Here is a 16,986-nt window from a genome sequence, read left to right on the forward strand (position 1 = left end):
TAATGGATGTTTCACCATATGGACAGGACGACTAACCGCTGGTCAGGAAACGCGGCGGGCGGTAAAGCCATGGCATGACCACCGAATGCGCCGCCATCGCCACAGAGCCGGAGACTTCCGGATATCGCCGCGTGCTGGAACACTTGCGCGACCTGCTCGTGAATGGCGGTGTAGAGACCGGCCAGCGCCTGCCGAGCGAGCGGGAACTGGCGCTGAGCCTGGGGGTGAGCCGCCCTGCCGTGCGCGAAGCCGTGCGCGCGATGGAGATGATCGGCGTGCTGGAAACGCGCCATGGACGCGCCAGCACCGTGCGGGTCCCCGATGCATCTGTTTTGGGCGAGTTCTTCTCGCTTGCGCTGGCGCAGCAACCCGCGATCATTGAGGACATTGTCGAGGTCCGCATTGCGCTGGAACGGCAGGCCCTTCGCCTCGCCTGCACCCGTGCGACACCCGAAGACCAGCGCAACCTCGAAGGGGCGCTGGAGGAGATCGAAGCGACCATCGATGACGTGTCCAGCGGAGGTCATGCCGACCTTCATTTTCACACGCAGTTGGTCGCCGCCGCACATTCCCCCGCTCTGTCGACGGTTTACGGCACGATCACGCATCTGCTGGAACGGTCACATGTTGAACGGCGCAGACGCATCGCGAATAGTCCCAAGGCGAGGGATTATCTGGTCGATCATCACCGCAAAATCTATGAAGCTGTCCGTTCTGGCGATGCGTCCACGGCTGACGATTTGATCCTCAGCCATTTCGCCATCGGCGCCGCCTGGAAAATGCAGGGAACGGCTGCGGCTGACTAGCCGTCGATCAGGATAGCGCGAAAATCGTTGACGTTGGTGCGGGTCGGACCAGTGATCACCAGATCGCCCAGCGCCTTGAAGAAACCGAAGCTGTTATTCTCACGCAGCATCCCGCTCGCGGACATGCCGGCTGCTCTGGCCCGCGCCAACGTGCTTTCGTCGACGATCGCGCCCGCATGCCCTCCCACGCCGTCAATGCCATCCGTGTCGCACGCCAGCGCTGAAATCCCCGGCGCGGCGTCCAGCGACATGGCAAGGCTCAACATATATTCGCTGTTGCGCCCGCCGCTGCCCGATGGATTGCCGACCAGCACCGTCGTCTCTCCGCCCGACAGCAGCGCCCAGCGCCCGCCTTTGCGCTGATGGTGCAGGGCAAGCGCGGCGTGAACGATGCCGAGTTCGGTCGCATCCCCTTCCAGATCATCGCCCAGATAAACCGGCTTATATCCCGCCGCTGCGGCCACCTCCCCCGCAGCCTCCAGCGCCATGCGGTTGCGCGCGACAATTCGCGTATCCGTCCGCGCAAGTTCAGGCGATCCGGGGCGCGGCGTCGCATGCCGGTCATCGTTCAGCACCGCCATCACATTGTCGGGGACGGTGATGCGATAGCGCTCGATCACCCGGCGCGCATCGTCCAGCGTCGTGCGATCCGCCACGGTCGGGCCGGACGCGATCAGCGCGGGATCATCCCCCGGCACATCAGAAAAGGCCAGGGTTACGACCTCCGCCGGGTGCGCCAGCGCGGCAAGGCGCCCTCCCTTGACCTGCGACAGGTGCGTGCGCACGCAATTGATCTGAGAGATGGTCGCCCCGCATAGCAGCAGTTCCCGCGTCAAACGGCGCTTGTCGTCCAGCGACACCCCATCGACCGGCAACGCCAGCAGAGCCGACCCGCCGCCTGAGATCAGCGCCAGCAATTGATCCTGTTCGCCAAGCCCGCGCACGGCTTTCTGGATCAGCTGCGCCGCGTGCAAACCATGCTGGTCGGGCAAGGGATGTCCCGCCTCTATGACCAGCGCATCCGCGGGCAAGGCGCCGGGCGGCAGTCCGTGACCATAGGGAATAAGGACGATCGCCTGCGTACCCGACGGCGAATGGCGCAGTGCTGCACTGGCCATTGCCGCCCCGGCCTTGCCCACCGCCAGCACCAGCCGCCGTCCTTCCGGCGGCGGCGGCAGATGCGATGGCAGACAGCGCTCGGCAGAGACCGCGGTCAGGGCAACGTCGAACATCTCCCGCGCCAGCGCGATCCGCGCCGCTTTCACCCTGTCGCCGTCCGTCAATGCCCGTTCCTCGCCCACCGATATATTCCGGGCTTACAAAGCAGTGGTCGTACCTGCAAATCGCAACTTGCGAGAAAATGGGAATTCCATCTGGCGGAACAAGATTGCAGCCCGGCTACTTGGCTTTCCTTCCCAGCAGCAGGCGAGCCTGCGTACCCCAGGCGCCGACGAACAGGTCTTCGACACCATCTCCGTTGACGTCGCCTTTCGCCATGCTCCAGCTGCGCCCCACCGTTGGAGTCGGCATGGCGGCCGCCGTCACATCGCTGAAGCGGCCCTTGCCGTCATTGGCATAGGCGCGCAGTTGCAGCGGCTTGAAACCCGGCACGTCGATCGCCCCGACGACCAGGTCGGGATGACCATCATGGTTGAAATCCATCACCATCCCGCCCCAACTGGAAAAGCGGTTGGCGGGCAGGCGCGATTTGGTTTCGTCACGGAACTTGCCACGCCCCTTGTTGATCAAAAGCCGCGCTTGCGGATCCTTGTCCCATTTCTTGTTGTTGCTGGTGAGGTTCAGAAACAGGATGTCGGGCCGCCCGTCGCCATTGGCGTCGAACACATGAACCTCACGCGTTTCCATCGGCGTCAGGAGCTGGAGGCCCTTTGACGCCTCGCGAAAACGCCCTTTGCCGTCGTTCAGCAGCAGGCGGTTTGGCGGGCTTTCATTAGCGATCACCATGTCGAGATCGCCGTCGCCATCTACATCCGCCAGCGCGATGTCCTGCGTATCATCCTCATAGGCAGGCAGGTGCGTCGCCGTGGCGTCGATGAAGGTTCCGGGCTGCTTGGGATCGTTGAGCCACAGGAAATTCTGCGCCGAAGCGCGGGGCTTGCCGGGGCGGTCCTCCGCCGAATTGCCAATGACGATGTCGGGCAGGCCATCGCCATTGACGTCGCCGATCGCCAGGCCATTGCCCTCGCTCATCTTCGGCAACCTGTCCGACGCTTCCGTAAACACGCCTCCCGGCCCGCCGAGGAACAGTTGGTGGGCATGATCCTCCTCGGCAACGAAGATCAGGTCGGGATATCCATCGCGGTTGAAGTCGGCCGACAGCACATGTTCGGTATCATGCGCCTTGGTGCCAAGAGCGCCCTGTTTCCAGGTGAAACGCCCCTGCCCGTCATTGATGTAAAGTCGGTTCGGACCCATTTCGACAGCCAATACCGCGTCCAGATCGCCGTCGCCGTCCACGTCTACCAGCGCAACATCCAGCGCGTGGAGATATTTGGAAACCGGGACATGCGTGTCCGTCACATCATCGAACAGCAATGTCGACGCGGCTTCATTCTGCGCCTGCCCAGGTATCGCGCCCGCCAGCAGGAAAGCGACGATTGCCGTTCGGCTCATCAGGCGCCGGTTCATCATGCGGTCTCCAGCGAGCGAAGATAGGAAAGACTTTTGGCGAGCGAGTCGATGCGCGGGCCGGTGAAGGGCGCCTCTTGTTCGACAAAGAAATTGCGCACGCCCGCGCCCTGGGCCACCTTCAGGATCGCGGGCCAGTTCATCATGCCCGATCCGACTTCCGTCGGCTTTTGCTGCATATGATAGTTGACCTTCGTGCTCGGGGCGATGTCCTTCACATGCATCTGGGTGAAGCGACCGCGATAGCGTTTGAGCCAGGCGACCGGATCGTGCCCCGCCGCCGCCAGCCATCCTGCGTCCAGCTCGAAATCAACTATGCTGGGGTCCGTTCGTTCAAGCAGGATCTGCAAACCTGTCTTCGTCCCGATCGGCGCTAGCTCAACATTATGGTTATGGTAGCCGATGCGGATGCCATGCTTCTTGAGGACGGCGCCCTTCTCATTGAGGAAATCGGCCATGCGTTCGTAGCGGTCCGCCGTAATGGGCGGGCCATCCGGCTTCACTAGCGACATGAAGGAGATTGGCGCACCCCAGATCGGGTCCTTGGGAAACTGGAACAGCGGCAAGACGGCGTTACGCGAGCCCAGGATATTGAGCTGCTCGACCAACTTATCGAGATTGTCGAAGTTCAGTCCGCTTGCTCCGGGCACCGATGAGGAAGCGGCGACATGCGCGCTTCGACATGTAAGGCCCGCTTTGTCCAGCGCAGCGCGGAACTCCGCAGCCGATCGCCGGTGCAGTGACGCAAGCTCCACGGACCGGACTCCCGCCCCCGCGATGCTGGCGAGCGCGCCGTCGAAGTCGCGGTTAAGGTCCGGATCGAACATGTACAGCTGAACGCCCGGCCCATCTTTCCCCAGCAAGGAAGCGGGTTTGCCGCGCGCCATCGCGGGCATGCCGCTCGCCAGCATCAACAAGGCGGAGGACTTAAGCAGGTCGCGACGATTCATCGATAATGTCTTTCAGTTTGGAAGGATCAGGCGAGTGCGGCCTTGCGGCTCGCCTCCCGCAGCGAGGTCTCGGGATAGCGCATCATGCACAGGACTACGCCAAGCGAAAACAGCGCGGGCACGACGCCGATCAAGGTCCGCAAGGGCAAGGCGTTGCGCGGGTCACTGGCATGGGCGGGATCAAAGCCGAGCCAGCCAAGCAGCAGGAAGGCGAGGCCGACCGCCAGCCCCAGCGCCAACTTCATCGATCCGTTGAGCGTCGCATAAAGCAGCCCCGTGCGATCGACGCCGAAGCGGGCACGAGTGGCGTCGGCGACATCGGCCATCAGTGCGCGGGGCAGGAACCAGGCGATGGGAATGCAAAGGCCCAGCGCCGCGACATTGGCAGCCGTCAGCCAGAAAGCGTTTGCAGGCTGCGTAGCCATCAGCAGTTGCAGCGCAGCCTGTGTCAAAGCTCCGACTTGAAGCGCGCGCGCCTTGCCAATCCGGCCCGCAAGCTTGGCGAACAGCGGCGTTCCGGCAAAGGCTGCCGCATAGGCGATCAGGATGAGCGTGCTGGCCGCCGCCCGGTCAAAGCCCAGTTGTCCCATGTAGAAGAACAGCGCCACGGCATTGGCCACGCCGGTCGAAAGGGCAATCAGCAAGTCTGCCAGCACCAGCCGCACGACCGGCCCTTGAGAAAAGAGCGCGACATAATCGCGCAGGGCCAGGGCTGCCTGAGCGCCTTCAGCGGGCTGCTTTTCGGGTGTGGTCTTGAGCGCCAGAAGGATCGCGGCGGGGATCAGAACGATCATGACCCAGCCCGCCGCGTGCATCCCTGCCGCCGGATCGCCCGGATAGGCGCTTGCGACCAGCGGCAATATGGCGAGGATCGAAAACTGGCCCGCCGTGGCGAATATCTGCCACCAGGCGAAGATGCGCGTCCGCTCCGTCGCGCCAGTCGCAAGGGTCGCTGTCCAGGCGAGGTGCGACAGCACGATCATGGAAAAGCCAAGGAAAGCGATGAACAGCCATACCCACAGAAAGGCCATGCCGACCCCGCGCTCCGCCTGGAACAGCGCATAGGTCGACAGCATCAGGATCGGCGCGCTTGCGACCAGCCACGGACGATAGCGCCCCCACCGTGATCGCGTGGCGTCCATCATGCCACCCAACAGAGGGTCGATCATCAGGTCCAGTACGCGCACTGTCATAAAGGCGGTGCCAACCGCGGCCACCGGCAACGCCAGCGCGTTAGCGTAAAATTCGGGCAGGAACACCGTGACAAGGGTCGCATAAGCCTGGATCGCCAAAGCGGTGACGCAAAAGCCCGCCAGCCTGCCGCGATCCATCGCGTCCTCCCTGCCCTGCGTCATTCAGCCCTCCCCCTTGATCGGATTCCAAACTGGTAATACCACGGCATCATCAAAGCGCCAGTGGGCAGTTCGATTCTGCCGCGTAAAAGACTGTGGAAGCGGCGCTGACACGTTGTTCGGGGGATCGATGCGCAAACCAGAAACATTGTCCGGTGACGAACATCTCATCCCGTTTCGGGACGTCATCGGCTTTGCCAACGATCATGCCGGTTTCCCGTTGCGCCTGCCGGTTCTGGACCTGCTTGCCCGCCATAGCGGACGCATCATCGATGTCGGTGCGCAGTCGGAAGAACCGGTGGATTTTCCCGACATCACCCGTCGGGCAGTGCAAGCCATCCTCGACAAGCAGACAGACCGCGTCATCCTGTTGTGCGGCACGGGCGCGGGCGCGTGCATCGCCGCCAACAAGGTGCGCGGCATCCGCGCGGCCGTCGCGCACGACACCTATGTGGCTCGGCAGGCCGTCGTGCATGACGATGTCAATGTGCTGTGCATCGGTGCGTGGATCACCGGCCCGCAGATCGCGCTCGACATCATCCGCCATTTTCTGGCTGCACAGTTCAGCGACGAAGAACATTTCCGCCGCCGCGTCGCAAAGCTCGCGATGCTCGAGCAGGGCGGCTGACTGATCATGGCGGGCAAGGTCGTCGTGCTGGGCAGCGTCAATATCGACCTTCTGGTCAGCACGCCGCGCCTCCCCTGTGCCGGCGAGACCGTATCGGGGACAAGTCTGACCCGCCAACTCGGCGGCAAGGGCGCAAATCAGGCCGTCGGCGCGGCGCGTGCGGGGGCGCATTGCATCTTGCTGGGCGCTGTCGGAAAGGATGAGGACGGCGACAGCATGTTGGCGGCGCTCAACAGCTATGGCGTCGATACCGGACGCATACGCGCCACCTCCTCCGCAACCGGCTGCGCGGTGGTTGCGACATCCCCGCAAGATAATCAGATCATCCACATCGCGGGCGCGAACAGCGACGTGGACGCGATACTGGCGGCGGACGTCGATCTTGGGCCAGAAGACGTTTGCCTTGCCCAGATGGAAACGCCAATCCCGGCCACGGCGACCCTGTTCCAGCGTGCCCGGGCCGCCCGGGCCTGCACCATTCTCAACGCCGCGCCCGCATCGACCGCCGCGCTTGATTTGCTGCCTCTCTGCGACATTCTGATCGTCAACGAGAGCGAATTGGCCCTGCTCGCCGGATCGGACGCCGGGTCCATGCTGGACGATCAGAGCCTGCTGTCGAGCAGAAGCCTGCTCGGATTGCAGTCTGGCCAAACGCTGTTCGTCACTTTGGGCGCGGACGGTCTGGCGATCATCGGACAGGACGCGATCCAGCGCATCGCGGGGCGGTCAGCCACGGTGGTCGACACTACCGGCGCGGGCGATTGTTTTTGCGGCTATCTCGCTGCTGGCTTGGCACGAAGCGATCCAACAGACCAGGCTGCAATAGAGGCGAATGCCGCTGCGTCCATCGCTGTCCAGTCCTTCGGCGCGGCGGCCTCGATCCCCAATCGCGCAACCGTGCTGCAAAGCCTGGGCAACAGCCCCGCACTTACCTGCTAAAAATATCGACAAAGGAGCCTGAAGCGTGACCCATAACATTGCGGCCCGTAAGCCCAATCTAGCCGCCGCCATGTTGAGCGCGGCACTGTTGACCGCTGCGCTCCCGCTGACCGCCGCGCCTGCCGCCACGACGACGGTCGCCAGCATCGATTATCTGACAGCGCCTTTCCATCAGGAACGCCTTTTGGACTGGGGCAACCGGCCCAACTGGTCGCCGGATGGCCGCCGCATAACCTTCACGAAAGACGATCTGGTCGATAGCCCTGCCTATGAAATCGATGTGCGCACGAAAAAGGTGCGCTGCCTGACCTGCAAATTCGGCGACACGCAGTTCGTCACCCGCATCTTCTACCTGCCTGACAACAGCTTTCTCATCGAAGCCGCGCCGGGGATGAAGGGGGGCAGCGGCGGGGCCGCCGATGCGGCGCGCACCCAGCTCTTCTGGATGTCCAAGAAGCTGGCCCGCCCTGTTTCGCTGAACAGCGGAGCCATGGGAGACATCGCCATCGCCCGCAGCGCCAATGCCGATGGATCGGTCGACATCGCCTGGTCGCGCCCGACCGCGACAGGTCTGGAACTCACCAAGGCACGGCTGGTCAATGATGGACGCACCGCGCAGCTCGCTGACCAGCAGGCGCTCTACACCTACCGGCCCGGCCAGCCCGGTCCCGCCAGCTTCCCTGAAGCCTATGACTTTATCGACGGCGGGCGGAGCGTCATGTTCTGGACAACCGAGGTGGACGCGCTCGACAGCGAAATGTACAAGGTCGACATCGCCACCAAGACCGTGAGCAAGGTCTACGCCACCCCTTCCCACAATGAGACCCATGTCTTCCCGGACGAACGATACGGGCTGGAGGAAGCGAATATTCATTCGGATCCGGATGGCCCCTATCGCGGCGTAAGCGCCCACATCAAGCCGGGCGTCGAGCAGATCCTGCGCTTTGCCGGCAAAAGTGACGCAGCGGAGATCGCCGCCACCCACTCCGGCAAGGGGTTCGATATCTTCGTCATCACGATGGACGGCAAATCTCGCCGGGCCCTTACCAATGTCAGCCCATCCGGCGCGCAGGCGCATCAATCCGTCGTGTCCCACGACGGCCGCCGCATCGCTTTTGCGATCAAGGATCCCACCGGAAAGTCGGGCCATGCGACGGGGCTCTATATAGGAACCTTCGGCGAATAATAAGCAGACGCGAGAAGCGGCGGACAGGGAGACAATGGCAGCGGGCGTGGCCAAAACCACGCCCGCAATTCTCTCTTTTGTTCGAGAATGGTGCGCCCGACGGGATTCGAACCCATGGCCCTCAGATTAGGAATCTGATGCTCTATCCTGCTGAGCTACGGGCGCCCGTTGACGGCTCTATGCTGCCCCGCAGGCGTGGTCAATTCTTCGCTTCAGGTGGAACCACGGGAAACAGCAGCGGCGCCACCTCGACGCCTTCGGAAATCAGGGCGCGCGCTTCCTCGGGCGCTACTTCGCCATGGATGCTCGCCCGGTCCTTTTCCCCATAGTGCATCGCGCGGGCATGTTCGGCGAAACCACGGCCGACCCAGGTCGAATCTTCCAGCACCTTTGCCTGGGCCTCAGCCAGCGACTGCATGATCTCGCGCATCCGCGTTTCGTCCCCGGCCAACGCGACGGGAGCAGTCGGGCCAGCGGGAACAGGGGTCTCAGCAGGGCGGCGGTTACCTTTTGCGGCGACCGCGGGGGCCATCACCGCCTTGGACACATCGGGGTCGCCGCACATGGGGCAAAGCAACAATCCACGCGCGGACTGATCTTCAAAATCCGCGGTCGATCCGAACCATGCTTCGAACACATGGCCATGGGCGCTGCATTTAAGGTCGAAAACAATCACGAAATCGTCACATCCGCTGGAAGGATACGCCGGTTGGCGATTGCGGGCACCCGCCCGCGCACCTCCTCTACGCGCGAGAGATCGATTTCCGCAAGGGCAAGACCACGCTCCACGCCCATGTCCAGCACGACTTCACCCCAAGGATCGACGATCAGGCTGTGGCCATAGGTTTCCCGCCCATCTTCATGCACGCCCGCCTGCGCGGCGGCGATGACGAAACAGCCCGCCTCGACCGCGCGCGCGCGCAGGAGGACATGCCAATGTGCCTGACCGGTGGGCACGGTGAAGGCGGCCGGCATCAACAATATCGTCGCCCCGGCGTTGGTAAGCGCGCGATACAAATCCGGGAAGCGCATGTCATAGCAGACGGAAAGACCCATCCGCCCCCATGGCGTATCGACGGCGACGACCTGCTCACCCGGCCCATAAACGGAGGATTCCCGCCAGCTTTCGCCGGTGGCGAGATCCACATCGAAAAGATGGATCTTGTCGTAACGAGCGCGGATCGCTCCGTCCGCGTCGATCATGAAGCTGCGATTGGCCCAGCGCCCGTCGCTGCGTTCGTCCTTCAATGGCAGCGATCCCAGATGCACCCACAGGCCGTGCTTCGCCGCCGCGTTACGAACCTGCGCAAGCACCGGGTCATCCGCTTCGCTGCGCAATGTAGCCGCCGCCCGCGACCGGTCGCGATCCAGATAGCCTGCCATTTCGGGCGTGAAGAGCATGTCCGCCCCCTCCGCCTTGGCGCGCTCAACCATCATCGCGATGGTGTCGCCATTCGCTGCGGGGTCGATACCGCTGGTCATCTGGAAGATCGCGGCGCGCATATTGTTCATATCCCCAGCAACGGGTCCAGCCGGCCCTGCCGGTCCAGCGCCGCCATGTCATCGCTGCCGCCGATATGCCTGCCGTCGATGAAAATCTGCGGCACGGTCGTCCCGCCATTGGCGCGCTCCAGCATCTCGGCGCGCTGGGGTCCGCCCATGGTGATGTCATATTCGTCGAACGCCACGCCCTTGCTCTCCAACAGACCCTTTGCGCGCGCGCAGTAGCCGCACCATGCCTTCGTGTAGATTTCCACCTTCGCCATTGCATACTCCTTGCGGGCTGAAATTGTCGCTGGGTCTGCCTTTGTCAATCGGCGCCCTCTGCGCCCTCCGGCAATGCACGCGCCCAGCACATCAGGTGAACGCTGGAAGCGCCGCCCCGTTTCAGCACCCTGGCGCACGCCGCCGCCGTCGCCCCGCTGGTATGCACATCGTCGATCAACAGCACCGACCGCCCCTTGACCCGATGCGCCGGGGCCAATGCAAAGGCTCCCCGGACCGCCTTTGCCCGCTGACCAGCGTGCATGCCCCGCAACGGCTGGGTCGCCCGCATCCGCAGCAGCGCATATTTGTCCACCTCCAGCCCCGTCGCGCGGCCCAGATGATCGGCGATCAATGCCGATTGGTTGAAACCACGCCACCACTGCCTCCAGCGATGAAGCGGCACCGGCACGATCAGCGGCGGGGCATCGAACACGGGCAGCCGCCGCGCCATATGTCCCGCGATCAGCCGCGCCAGGCCAATGCGCCGCCCATATTTCAACCGCAGCGCGACCGCCCGCGCCACATCGCCATAGGCCAGCACGGCCCGCGCGCTGTCATAAGGCGGCGGTTTGGCGAGGCAGGCGCCGCACGCCGCATCCGGCCCGCGATCATGGTCGAAGGGCACGCCGCAGCGCGCGCAGCAAGGATCGCCCAAGAAACGCATCCCGCCCCAGCAGAACAGGCAAAAAGCGTTGTCGCTCGCCACTATCGCGCCACATCCGGGGCATCGGGGCGGCAGGGCGTAATCCAGCGCGGGACGTAAAACGGCCTTGAGAATAGGGGCAAGCGGCATGATCTCCCTTGTTCCCGTTCCGCCCCCGATGCACAAGGCCCGCCATGACCCAGCCTGACATCTTCGACCGGTCCCTGCGCGCCCGGCGGCGGGACCGTATGTTGGCCCGATTTGCGGACCATGACTTTCTCTACCGTGCGATGCTGGACGAACTACTGGACCGACTGGTCGATGTGCAGCGGGACCTGCCGGAAGCGCTCGTCATAGGATGCCCCGATGCCAGCGCCCGCACCGCGCTTGAGGCGATGGGCAAGCGCGTCGTCTGCGCCGACCCCGGCTTTGCTGCCGCCCATGCGCAGCGGGGCGTGCAGGCGGAGGAGGATGCGCTGCCCTTCGCCGACGACAGTTTTGATCTGGTGGTCGCCTGCGGAACGCTGGACAGTGTCAATGATCTGCCCGGCGCGCTCATCCTGATGCGCCGGGTGTTGCGCCCCGATGGCCTGATGCTAGCGGCCTTTACCGGCGCGGGCACCCTGCCCCGCCTGCGCGCCGCGCTGATGGCGGGCGAAGGCGACCGCCCGGCGCAGCATATCCATCCTCAGGTTGATGTACGCGCGGCGGGCGACCTGCTGAGCCGCGCGGGCTTTGCCATGCCGGTCGCGGATAGCGAGACGCTGACGGTGCGCTATGGCGACATGCTGCGATTGATGCACGACCTGCGCGGCATGGGCGCGGGCAATGCGCTTGCGTCGCATCCCCCTGCCCTGCGGCGAGACACGCTGATGGGCGCGGCCCAGCATTTCGCCGCCGCAGCCGATGCGGACGGCCGGACGGCCGAGCAGATGGCGATCCTGTATCTAAGCGGCTGGAAACCCGACGCAAGCCAGCCCAAACCAGCCCGGCGGGGGAGCGGAAACATATCGCTCGCAGACGCTCTCAAACGGAAGGACTGATCGCCGTCGCCAAGACAGCTCAGGCCGCCAGTCGCAAAAAGGGAACCGGCTCTGTCGACCGAAGCACGATGGGTCTGCCTTCGGAAGCCTCGAACAATTCGCCGTCCAGAATCACGCTGCTGTGATCGCCCTCGATGCGGATGATGTCGCCCTGTTCCAGATGAACACCCTGCACCTGCCCCTTGCCAACGCGCCGCGTGATGCTGGCCCAGCCCAGGCGCAGCAGCGCGGGCAGGCTCTGATCGACCGCCATCAGCTTCATGTTGCCGCGACGGCTATCGCCCGCCTGCACCCCCAGCAACAGCCGGTCGAGCGTCGTGACGATCAACACCGCGAAACGCCCGGCAAGCTGTCCCTCGCGGATCAGGGAAATGCGCACCGGATGGCTCGATTGCGGCAGAAACCGCGCACGAATGCCGAATATCAATGACGCCAGCACGGCCAGCACCGTCAGGAAATGGCTGAGCCCGTTGGACAGGCCCAACGGATAAATCTGGTTGCGGCAATAGAGCATATAGTCGGCCAGACCCGCACCGCCCAGGAACATGCCCAGAACCGGGCGCGATCCCACCCGCCCGTCCGACAATGCAATCAGTTCGCGCGCGACCACATGGTCATCGACCCCGGCCTTGGCGATCTGGACGATGCGCTCCAGCGCCTTGATCGGATCGCCGTGAATGCCAAGGTCGAGCGCGATCAGGTTCGTCTTGCCATTGGGCAGCACCGCGATCGGCGGCACCCGGCCCGTGAAATGTTCGCCCTGATACAATTCGGTCAGCGCCGCCTGAACGGTGCCGTCGCCGCCATTGATGACGATGACGACCGGATCGACGCGGGCGATGGTCTGCAACGCCCGGCCGATCTGTTCGACATGCTCCACCTCATAATGGAAAATGTCGGGATTGCTGGCGCAATAGCTGCGCACACGCGGAAGCGTCTGCCGGTTGCCCGTCGACTTCGGATTGGACAGGAGGGCGACGCGTACCATCGGATCACATATACTGAAGTTTTATGGTGAGACGCGTCACGCCGGGGCCGACATTGACCGCGGCCTTTTGAACCGATGGCTTACCCAGATTGAATATGCTGATCGAGGGATTGTTCGAAAAGCCGCCGCCATCGCGCGAGATGTCAGTCTTGCCATTGCCGTTGCGATCATGGCGCACCGCGATCGCATATCGGCCGGGTTCCGGCACGGGTACGCAGAAGCGCATGCCGCCGTCGCTGGGCCGCACCACAGTGTCGATGCGATTGAGCCATGCGCCCTTGGCCAACCAAGCGCTCTTGGTCGCGGGATAGGATTGCACGCGCACATTGCCGGTCGGGGCGGCGAAGCCGCGCACATCGACCAGCACCGCCGGACCCTTGGACGATGCGCCGCATTTATCAAGATCGTTACTGATTTCCTGTCCGTGGGCAAACGCCGGAAATGAGGCGAAAAGCGCCCCTGCCGACATCAGACCCATCGCAACTTTAAACATGACCATCCAACTCCGTGAAGCTATAGCCGCCCGAGAAACCGGACGGCGAGCCCCTGTTCGCCCCCGCGAACTTTATTCCGTGCTTCTGCTATGAGCGGAGTTTGCGGCCAAATCATGGTGATGGGACGACCACATAGAGAATGTTGACCGCCACCGACCGATATCTCGCCCGCCTGATAGCGCTGCCGATGCTCGGCACGCTGGTCATTTCCGCGATGCTGCTGGTGCTCGACAAGATGTTGAGCCTGTTCGATTTCGTCGCAGCCGAAGGCGGCCCGGTCAGTGTCGTGTGGCGGATGCTGGCCAATATGATGCCGGAATATCTGTCGCTCGGCATTCCCATCGGGCTGATGCTGGGCATCCTGCTCGCCTTCCGAAAACTGGCGCTGTCGTCGGAACTGGACGTCATGCGCGCGGTTGGCCTGTCCTACGGCCGGTTGCTGCGCGTGCCGTACATGTATGCGATCGCGCTGGCGCTGCTTAACTTTGGTATCGTCGGCTTTGTCCAGCCGCTCTCCCGCCACGCCTATGAAGCGCTACGATTCGAACTGCGTTCGGGCGCGCTGGGCGCGTCTATCAAGGTCGGCGAGTTCACCAACCTTGGCAAGCGCATGACCCTGCGGATAGAGCGCAGCCTGGACGAAGGGCGGAACCTTCAGGGCATCTTCGTGCGCGCCGCGGGCAAGGATGGGCAGACCCTGGCGGTGACCGCCGCGCAGGGCAGCTTCCTTGCGACGGACGATCCCGACACCATCATCTTCCGCCTGCGGGACGGCGTGCTGGTCAACGATGCGCCGAAGTATAAATCACCGCGCATCCTGTCCTTTTCCAGCCATGATTTGCCAATCGACCTGCCGCAGATCGAACGATTCCGCGGACGCAATGTCGACCGGGAAAAGACGATTCCCGAACTCGCGGTGATGGGCCATGATCCCGCCACGCCCGAAAAGCTGCGCAACGAGATTCGTGCGAATTTCCATTTCCGCCTGGTTGAAGTGGCGATGATGCTGCTCTTGCCGCTCGCGGCCCTCGCCTTCGCCATTCCCCCGAAACGGTCTACATCGGCGCTGGGGGTCTTTCTCTCGATCGTCTTCATCGTGACTTATCACAAGATCAACGAATATGGCCAAGGCATCGGCGCGCTGGGCAAGGTCGATCCGATCATCGCGCTGTGGACGCCGTTCCTGCTCACCGCCGGGCTGATCATGTGGATGTATCATGTCGTCGCGCACCGTCCCGGCGGGCAGCCCATTGGTGCGCTGGAATATGCGTTCGCCAAACTGGGCAAGCAGATAGCGAAGCTGCTGCGCTTCGGCAGAAAGCGCAGCCCGGCAGCGCAAGGAGCAGCTTGACCCCATGCAGTTCGACTTCTTCCCTTCACGCCAGATCAGCTGGTACATGGTGCGGCTGTTCCTGACGCGCAGCTTTGCCGTGCTGGCCTTGCTTGTCGTCGTGCTGCAAACGCTCGACCTGCTGGGCGAGTCGGGCGACATCCTGGCCTATGCGGGCAATGGCGACGCCCAGCTGTGGCACTATGTCGGGCTGCGCGTGCCGCAGATCATCGCGCGCTTCCTGCCCTTCTCGGTACTGCTCGGCACGCTGATCATGCTGGCCAGCCTCAACCAGAACAGCGAGATCATCTCGATGAAGGCGGCGGGCCTGTCGGCTCACCAGATACTGGCGCCCCTGGTCGCCGCCGCGTTGGGCGTGGCGCTGCTCAGCTACGTATTCAACGAACGGGTCGTGGCCCGCTCGACTGCGACGCTCAGCGCGTGGCAGGCGGTCGATTATGGCCCGGTGCCCCCCAATAGCGGGGTGAAGGCCAACCCATGGGTGCGCGATGGCAACAATCTGGTGACAGCCGCCATCGTCGCCGGGCGCGGCACGGCGGTACAGCTGCGCAAGGTCGAGATATTCAATCGCGTGAACAATAGCCTGACGACGATCATACAGGCGCCCAAGGGCCATTATGACGTCGCCAGCAAAAGCTGGGTGCTGGAAGATGCACGGCAGTTCGACGTCGCCCGCGGGACGGAGCGGCAGATCGGCACTGTCCGCTTCGGCAGCGCGATCCGCCCCGATCAGTTCACTTTGGCAAGGGTTGATCCCGACGCAATGACCTTCAGCGAGTTGCGCTCCGCCATCAGCGACCTGCGCGACGCTGGAAGGCCGACGGCCGAGCTGGAAGGAAGCCTCTGGCACAAATTGTCCGGGCCTCTTTCCGCGCTGCTGATGCCGATTCTGGGATCGGTTGCCGCATTTGGGCTGGCCCGGTCGGGCCAGTTGTTCCTGCGCGCGGTGCTGGGCATGGCGCTGGGCTTTGCCTATTTCGTGGCGGACAATTTCTCGCTCGCCATGGGCAATCTCGGCGCCTATCCGCCGATCCTGGCCGCTTGGGCGCCTTTCTTCCTGTTCCTGCTGGTGGGTGAAACGGTCCTGTTCAGAACGGAAGAATAATTCAACGCCGCCGCATCGTGCTCCGCGCGATCTTGCCGACCAGCGGCCACATGCCGGTATAGTTGCCCTGATGATAGGGCGACACGTCCCCAAGTGTCGCGACCAGCCGCACATGCGCCTTGCCCAGCGCATGATAGGGAACGCTCGGCAGCAGATGATGCAGCGCGTGATAACGCAGGCCGACCGGAGCCCAGATCGCGGCCAGCGGCGAAGGCGGCGGCACATTCACCGAATCCAGATATTGCGCCGTCACGGTCATCGCTTCGCCCTCATTTTCCCAAAGATGCGCGACCAGCGTGCGCAACTGGTTGATGACGGTCATCGCCGAATGCACGGCCATATAGACCAGCAATGGCTTCCATCCGAACAGGAAGACACTGCCGACCAGCGCCAGCGCGAACAGGCAAGCGCCCGCTTCCTGCCACGCCCACCGCTGGCGAAAAGCGCCTTCAGGCGGACGACGACGATAAGCAGGGTTGATCGACAGGGCGGACAACTCTGCAACGACCTTGCGCCGCAGCGCGGGCACGAGCAGGCTGAGCGGCGTCAACAGGCCAAAGCGCAGGATCAACCCCACCGGCGCGAGCGCCGCGACCAGGATGAACAGCGGCAGCGACCATGGCTTCATCAGCGCCAGCGGCAGATATTCAGGATCATTGGCCGTGCCGTAGCGGGTGCGCGCATGATGCTGCGTGTGCACCTCCTCGTACAGGAAGGAGGGGATCATGAGCGGAATGCCCACGACAAGGTTCCAACCCAGCCGGAAACCGGGCAGCGCGTCCTTGCGAATATGCGTCAGTTCATGGATAAAACTCGCCGCGCGGTAGAGCGCCAGCATCGCGACCAGCCCGCAGGCAACCGCCAGCAGCACATTGTCGAACAGCATCGCCCCGGCCAGCGCGCCATAGCCGATCAGCGCCGACGCCAGCAAATCGGGCCAGTAAATGCGCGGGTTGGCCACCGCATATTCGCGCGCCAGTTCCGCTGCCGCGCGCAGCATCGCCGCGTCGTCGGGAATCGCAACCCGCTGGGCCGCCGCACCCGCAATGATGGGATCATGCACAGTCATGCAGCCGCTCCTATAC

The 16,986-nt window shown here is 63.6% G+C and carries 18 protein-coding genes and 1 tRNA gene; 7 read left to right on the forward strand and 12 right to left on the reverse strand.

What is annotated here, in order from left to right; translation table 11 throughout:
• The first annotated feature begins 74 nt into the window (after positions 1 to 74).
• Positions 75 to 806: a FadR/GntR family transcriptional regulator gene (locus tag B6S01_RS04165; RefSeq protein ID WP_051907925.1), complete on the forward strand. Its 732-nt coding sequence runs from the start codon at positions 75 to 77 to the stop codon at positions 804 to 806.
• On the opposite strand, the gene B6S01_RS04170 is transcribed toward B6S01_RS04165, so the two are convergent.
• From B6S01_RS04170 to B6S01_RS04185, 4 genes are all read right to left on the reverse strand, one after another.
• Positions 803 to 2,089, reverse strand: coding sequence for a glycerate kinase type-2 family protein (locus tag B6S01_RS04170; RefSeq protein ID WP_197689941.1), 1,287 nt, complete (start codon positions 2,087 to 2,089; stop codon positions 803 to 805). The genes B6S01_RS04165 and B6S01_RS04170 overlap by 4 nt on opposite strands.
• A 115-nt stretch (positions 2,090 to 2,204) precedes the next feature.
• Positions 2,205 to 3,458: an FG-GAP repeat domain-containing protein gene (locus tag B6S01_RS04175; protein WP_051907924.1), complete on the reverse strand. Its 1,254-nt coding sequence runs from the start codon at positions 3,456 to 3,458 to the stop codon at positions 2,205 to 2,207.
• Positions 3,455 to 4,405 (reverse strand): sugar phosphate isomerase/epimerase family protein, encoded by a 951-nt coding sequence (locus B6S01_RS04180; protein WP_051907921.1) that lies wholly within the window; start codon positions 4,403 to 4,405, stop codon positions 3,455 to 3,457. The genes B6S01_RS04175 and B6S01_RS04180 overlap by 4 nt, the downstream gene beginning before the upstream one ends.
• 26 nt (positions 4,406 to 4,431) lie before the next feature.
• Positions 4,432 to 5,760 carry an MFS transporter gene (locus B6S01_RS04185; protein ID WP_081570277.1) on the reverse strand — a complete coding sequence of 443 codons (1,329 nt, stop codon included), beginning with the start codon at positions 5,758 to 5,760 and terminating at the stop codon, positions 4,432 to 4,434.
• Between the two features lie 127 nt (positions 5,761 to 5,887).
• Between B6S01_RS04185 and B6S01_RS04190 the strand changes: the two genes are divergently transcribed.
• From B6S01_RS04190 to B6S01_RS04200, 3 genes are read left to right on the forward strand one after another with little or no spacing between them, the layout of a single operon-like run.
• Complete coding sequence (locus B6S01_RS04190; protein ID WP_051907919.1) at positions 5,888 to 6,385, forward strand: RpiB/LacA/LacB family sugar-phosphate isomerase; 498 nt, start codon at positions 5,888 to 5,890, stop codon at positions 6,383 to 6,385.
• A 6-nt stretch (positions 6,386 to 6,391) separates the two neighbouring features.
• A complete protein-coding gene (locus tag B6S01_RS04195; protein ID WP_037461697.1) occupies positions 6,392 to 7,324 on the forward strand; it encodes a ribokinase in 933 nt (310 codons plus the stop codon).
• Positions 7,325 to 7,349: 25 nt separating this feature from the next.
• Positions 7,350 to 8,510, forward strand: coding sequence for a TolB-like translocation protein (locus B6S01_RS04200; RefSeq protein ID WP_081570278.1), 1,161 nt, complete (start codon positions 7,350 to 7,352; stop codon positions 8,508 to 8,510).
• Between the two features lie 88 nt (positions 8,511 to 8,598).
• Here the strand turns inward: B6S01_RS04200 and B6S01_RS04205 are convergent.
• The 5 genes from B6S01_RS04205 to B6S01_RS04225 all read right to left on the reverse strand — a co-directional run bounded on the left by B6S01_RS04205 (position 8,599) and on the right by B6S01_RS04225 (position 11,073).
• Positions 8,599 to 8,675 (reverse strand) — tRNA-Arg (locus B6S01_RS04205).
• 34 nt (positions 8,676 to 8,709) lie between these two features.
• Entirely contained in the window at positions 8,710 to 9,186 is a 477-nt protein-coding gene (locus tag B6S01_RS04210) for a DUF1178 family protein (protein WP_037461690.1), read from the reverse strand.
• Complete coding sequence (locus B6S01_RS04215) at positions 9,183 to 10,013, reverse strand: carbon-nitrogen hydrolase family protein (protein ID WP_037462280.1); 831 nt, start codon at positions 10,011 to 10,013, stop codon at positions 9,183 to 9,185. The genes B6S01_RS04210 and B6S01_RS04215 overlap by 4 nt, the downstream gene beginning before the upstream one ends.
• Positions 10,014 to 10,018: 5 nt before the next feature.
• Positions 10,019 to 10,276: a glutaredoxin 3 gene (gene grxC, locus B6S01_RS04220; RefSeq protein ID WP_037461688.1), complete on the reverse strand. Its 258-nt coding sequence runs from the start codon at positions 10,274 to 10,276 to the stop codon at positions 10,019 to 10,021.
• Positions 10,277 to 10,320: 44 nt separating this feature from the next.
• Entirely contained in the window at positions 10,321 to 11,073 is a 753-nt protein-coding gene (locus tag B6S01_RS04225) for a ComF family protein (protein ID WP_037462279.1), read from the reverse strand.
• A 41-nt stretch (positions 11,074 to 11,114) separates the two neighbouring features.
• Here B6S01_RS04225 and B6S01_RS04230 point away from each other — a divergent pair, with 41 nt between their 5' ends.
• Positions 11,115 to 11,963: a class I SAM-dependent methyltransferase gene (locus tag B6S01_RS04230; protein ID WP_037461686.1), complete on the forward strand. Its 849-nt coding sequence runs from the start codon at positions 11,115 to 11,117 to the stop codon at positions 11,961 to 11,963.
• Positions 11,964 to 11,982: 19 nt separating this feature from the next.
• Here the strand turns inward: B6S01_RS04230 and B6S01_RS04235 are convergent, their stop codons facing one another.
• On the reverse strand, positions 11,983 to 12,951 hold the full coding sequence (locus tag B6S01_RS04235) for a diacylglycerol/lipid kinase family protein (RefSeq protein ID WP_037461683.1): 969 nt from the start codon (positions 12,949 to 12,951) through the stop codon (positions 11,983 to 11,985).
• A 4-nt stretch (positions 12,952 to 12,955) separates the two neighbouring features.
• A complete protein-coding gene (locus B6S01_RS04240; protein WP_037461682.1) occupies positions 12,956 to 13,450 on the reverse strand; it encodes a DUF2141 domain-containing protein in 495 nt (164 codons plus the stop codon).
• A 134-nt stretch (positions 13,451 to 13,584) separates the two neighbouring features.
• Between B6S01_RS04240 and lptF the strand changes: the two genes are divergently transcribed.
• Positions 13,585 to 14,796 carry an LPS export ABC transporter permease LptF gene (gene lptF, locus B6S01_RS04245; protein WP_037461678.1) on the forward strand — a complete coding sequence of 404 codons (1,212 nt, stop codon included), beginning with the start codon at positions 13,585 to 13,587 and terminating at the stop codon, positions 14,794 to 14,796.
• Between the two features lie 4 nt (positions 14,797 to 14,800).
• Positions 14,801 to 15,901: an LPS export ABC transporter permease LptG gene (lptG, locus tag B6S01_RS04250; RefSeq protein WP_037461677.1), complete on the forward strand. Its 1,101-nt coding sequence runs from the start codon at positions 14,801 to 14,803 to the stop codon at positions 15,899 to 15,901.
• 1 nt (position 15,902) lies between these two features.
• On the opposite strand, the gene B6S01_RS04255 is transcribed toward lptG, so the two are convergent.
• Positions 15,903 to 16,970 carry a fatty acid desaturase family protein gene (locus B6S01_RS04255; protein WP_037461676.1) on the reverse strand — a complete coding sequence of 356 codons (1,068 nt, stop codon included), beginning with the start codon at positions 16,968 to 16,970 and terminating at the stop codon, positions 15,903 to 15,905.
• Positions 16,971 to 16,986: the final 16 nt, after the last annotated feature.

The sequence above is a fragment of the Sphingobium herbicidovorans genome (assembly GCF_002080435.1).
GTDB lineage: Bacteria > Pseudomonadota > Alphaproteobacteria > Sphingomonadales > Sphingomonadaceae > Sphingobium > Sphingobium herbicidovorans.

Bases quoted from the DNA above. Each gene is read 5' to 3' on its own strand.
- B6S01_RS04165 (WP_051907925.1), top strand. From the start codon at position 75: ATGACCACCGAATGCGCCGCCATCGCCACAGAGCCGGAGACTTCCGGA.
- B6S01_RS04175 (WP_051907924.1), bottom strand. From the start codon at position 3,458: ATGATGAACCGGCGCCTGATGAGCCGAACGGCAATCGTCGCTTTCCTG.
- B6S01_RS04180 (WP_051907921.1), bottom strand. From the start codon at position 4,405: ATGAATCGTCGCGACCTGCTTAAGTCCTCCGCCTTGTTGATGCTGGCG.
- B6S01_RS04185 (WP_081570277.1), bottom strand. From the start codon at position 5,760: ATGACGCAGGGCAGGGAGGACGCGATGGATCGCGGCAGGCTGGCGGGC.
- B6S01_RS04190 (WP_051907919.1), top strand. From the start codon at position 5,888: ATGCGCAAACCAGAAACATTGTCCGGTGACGAACATCTCATCCCGTTT.
- B6S01_RS04195 (WP_037461697.1), top strand. From the start codon at position 6,392: ATGGCGGGCAAGGTCGTCGTGCTGGGCAGCGTCAATATCGACCTTCTG.
- B6S01_RS04215 (WP_037462280.1), bottom strand. From the start codon at position 10,013: ATGCGCGCCGCGATCTTCCAGATGACCAGCGGTATCGACCCCGCAGCG.
- grxC (WP_037461688.1), bottom strand. From the start codon at position 10,276: ATGGCGAAGGTGGAAATCTACACGAAGGCATGGTGCGGCTACTGCGCG.
- B6S01_RS04230 (WP_037461686.1), top strand. From the start codon at position 11,115: ATGACCCAGCCTGACATCTTCGACCGGTCCCTGCGCGCCCGGCGGCGG.
- B6S01_RS04235 (WP_037461683.1), bottom strand. From the start codon at position 12,951: ATGGTACGCGTCGCCCTCCTGTCCAATCCGAAGTCGACGGGCAACCGG.
- B6S01_RS04240 (WP_037461682.1), bottom strand. From the start codon at position 13,450: ATGGTCATGTTTAAAGTTGCGATGGGTCTGATGTCGGCAGGGGCGCTT.
- lptF (WP_037461678.1), top strand. From the start codon at position 13,585: ATGTTGACCGCCACCGACCGATATCTCGCCCGCCTGATAGCGCTGCCG.
- lptG (WP_037461677.1), top strand. From the start codon at position 14,801: ATGCAGTTCGACTTCTTCCCTTCACGCCAGATCAGCTGGTACATGGTG.
- B6S01_RS04255 (WP_037461676.1), bottom strand. From the start codon at position 16,970: ATGACTGTGCATGATCCCATCATTGCGGGTGCGGCGGCCCAGCGGGTT.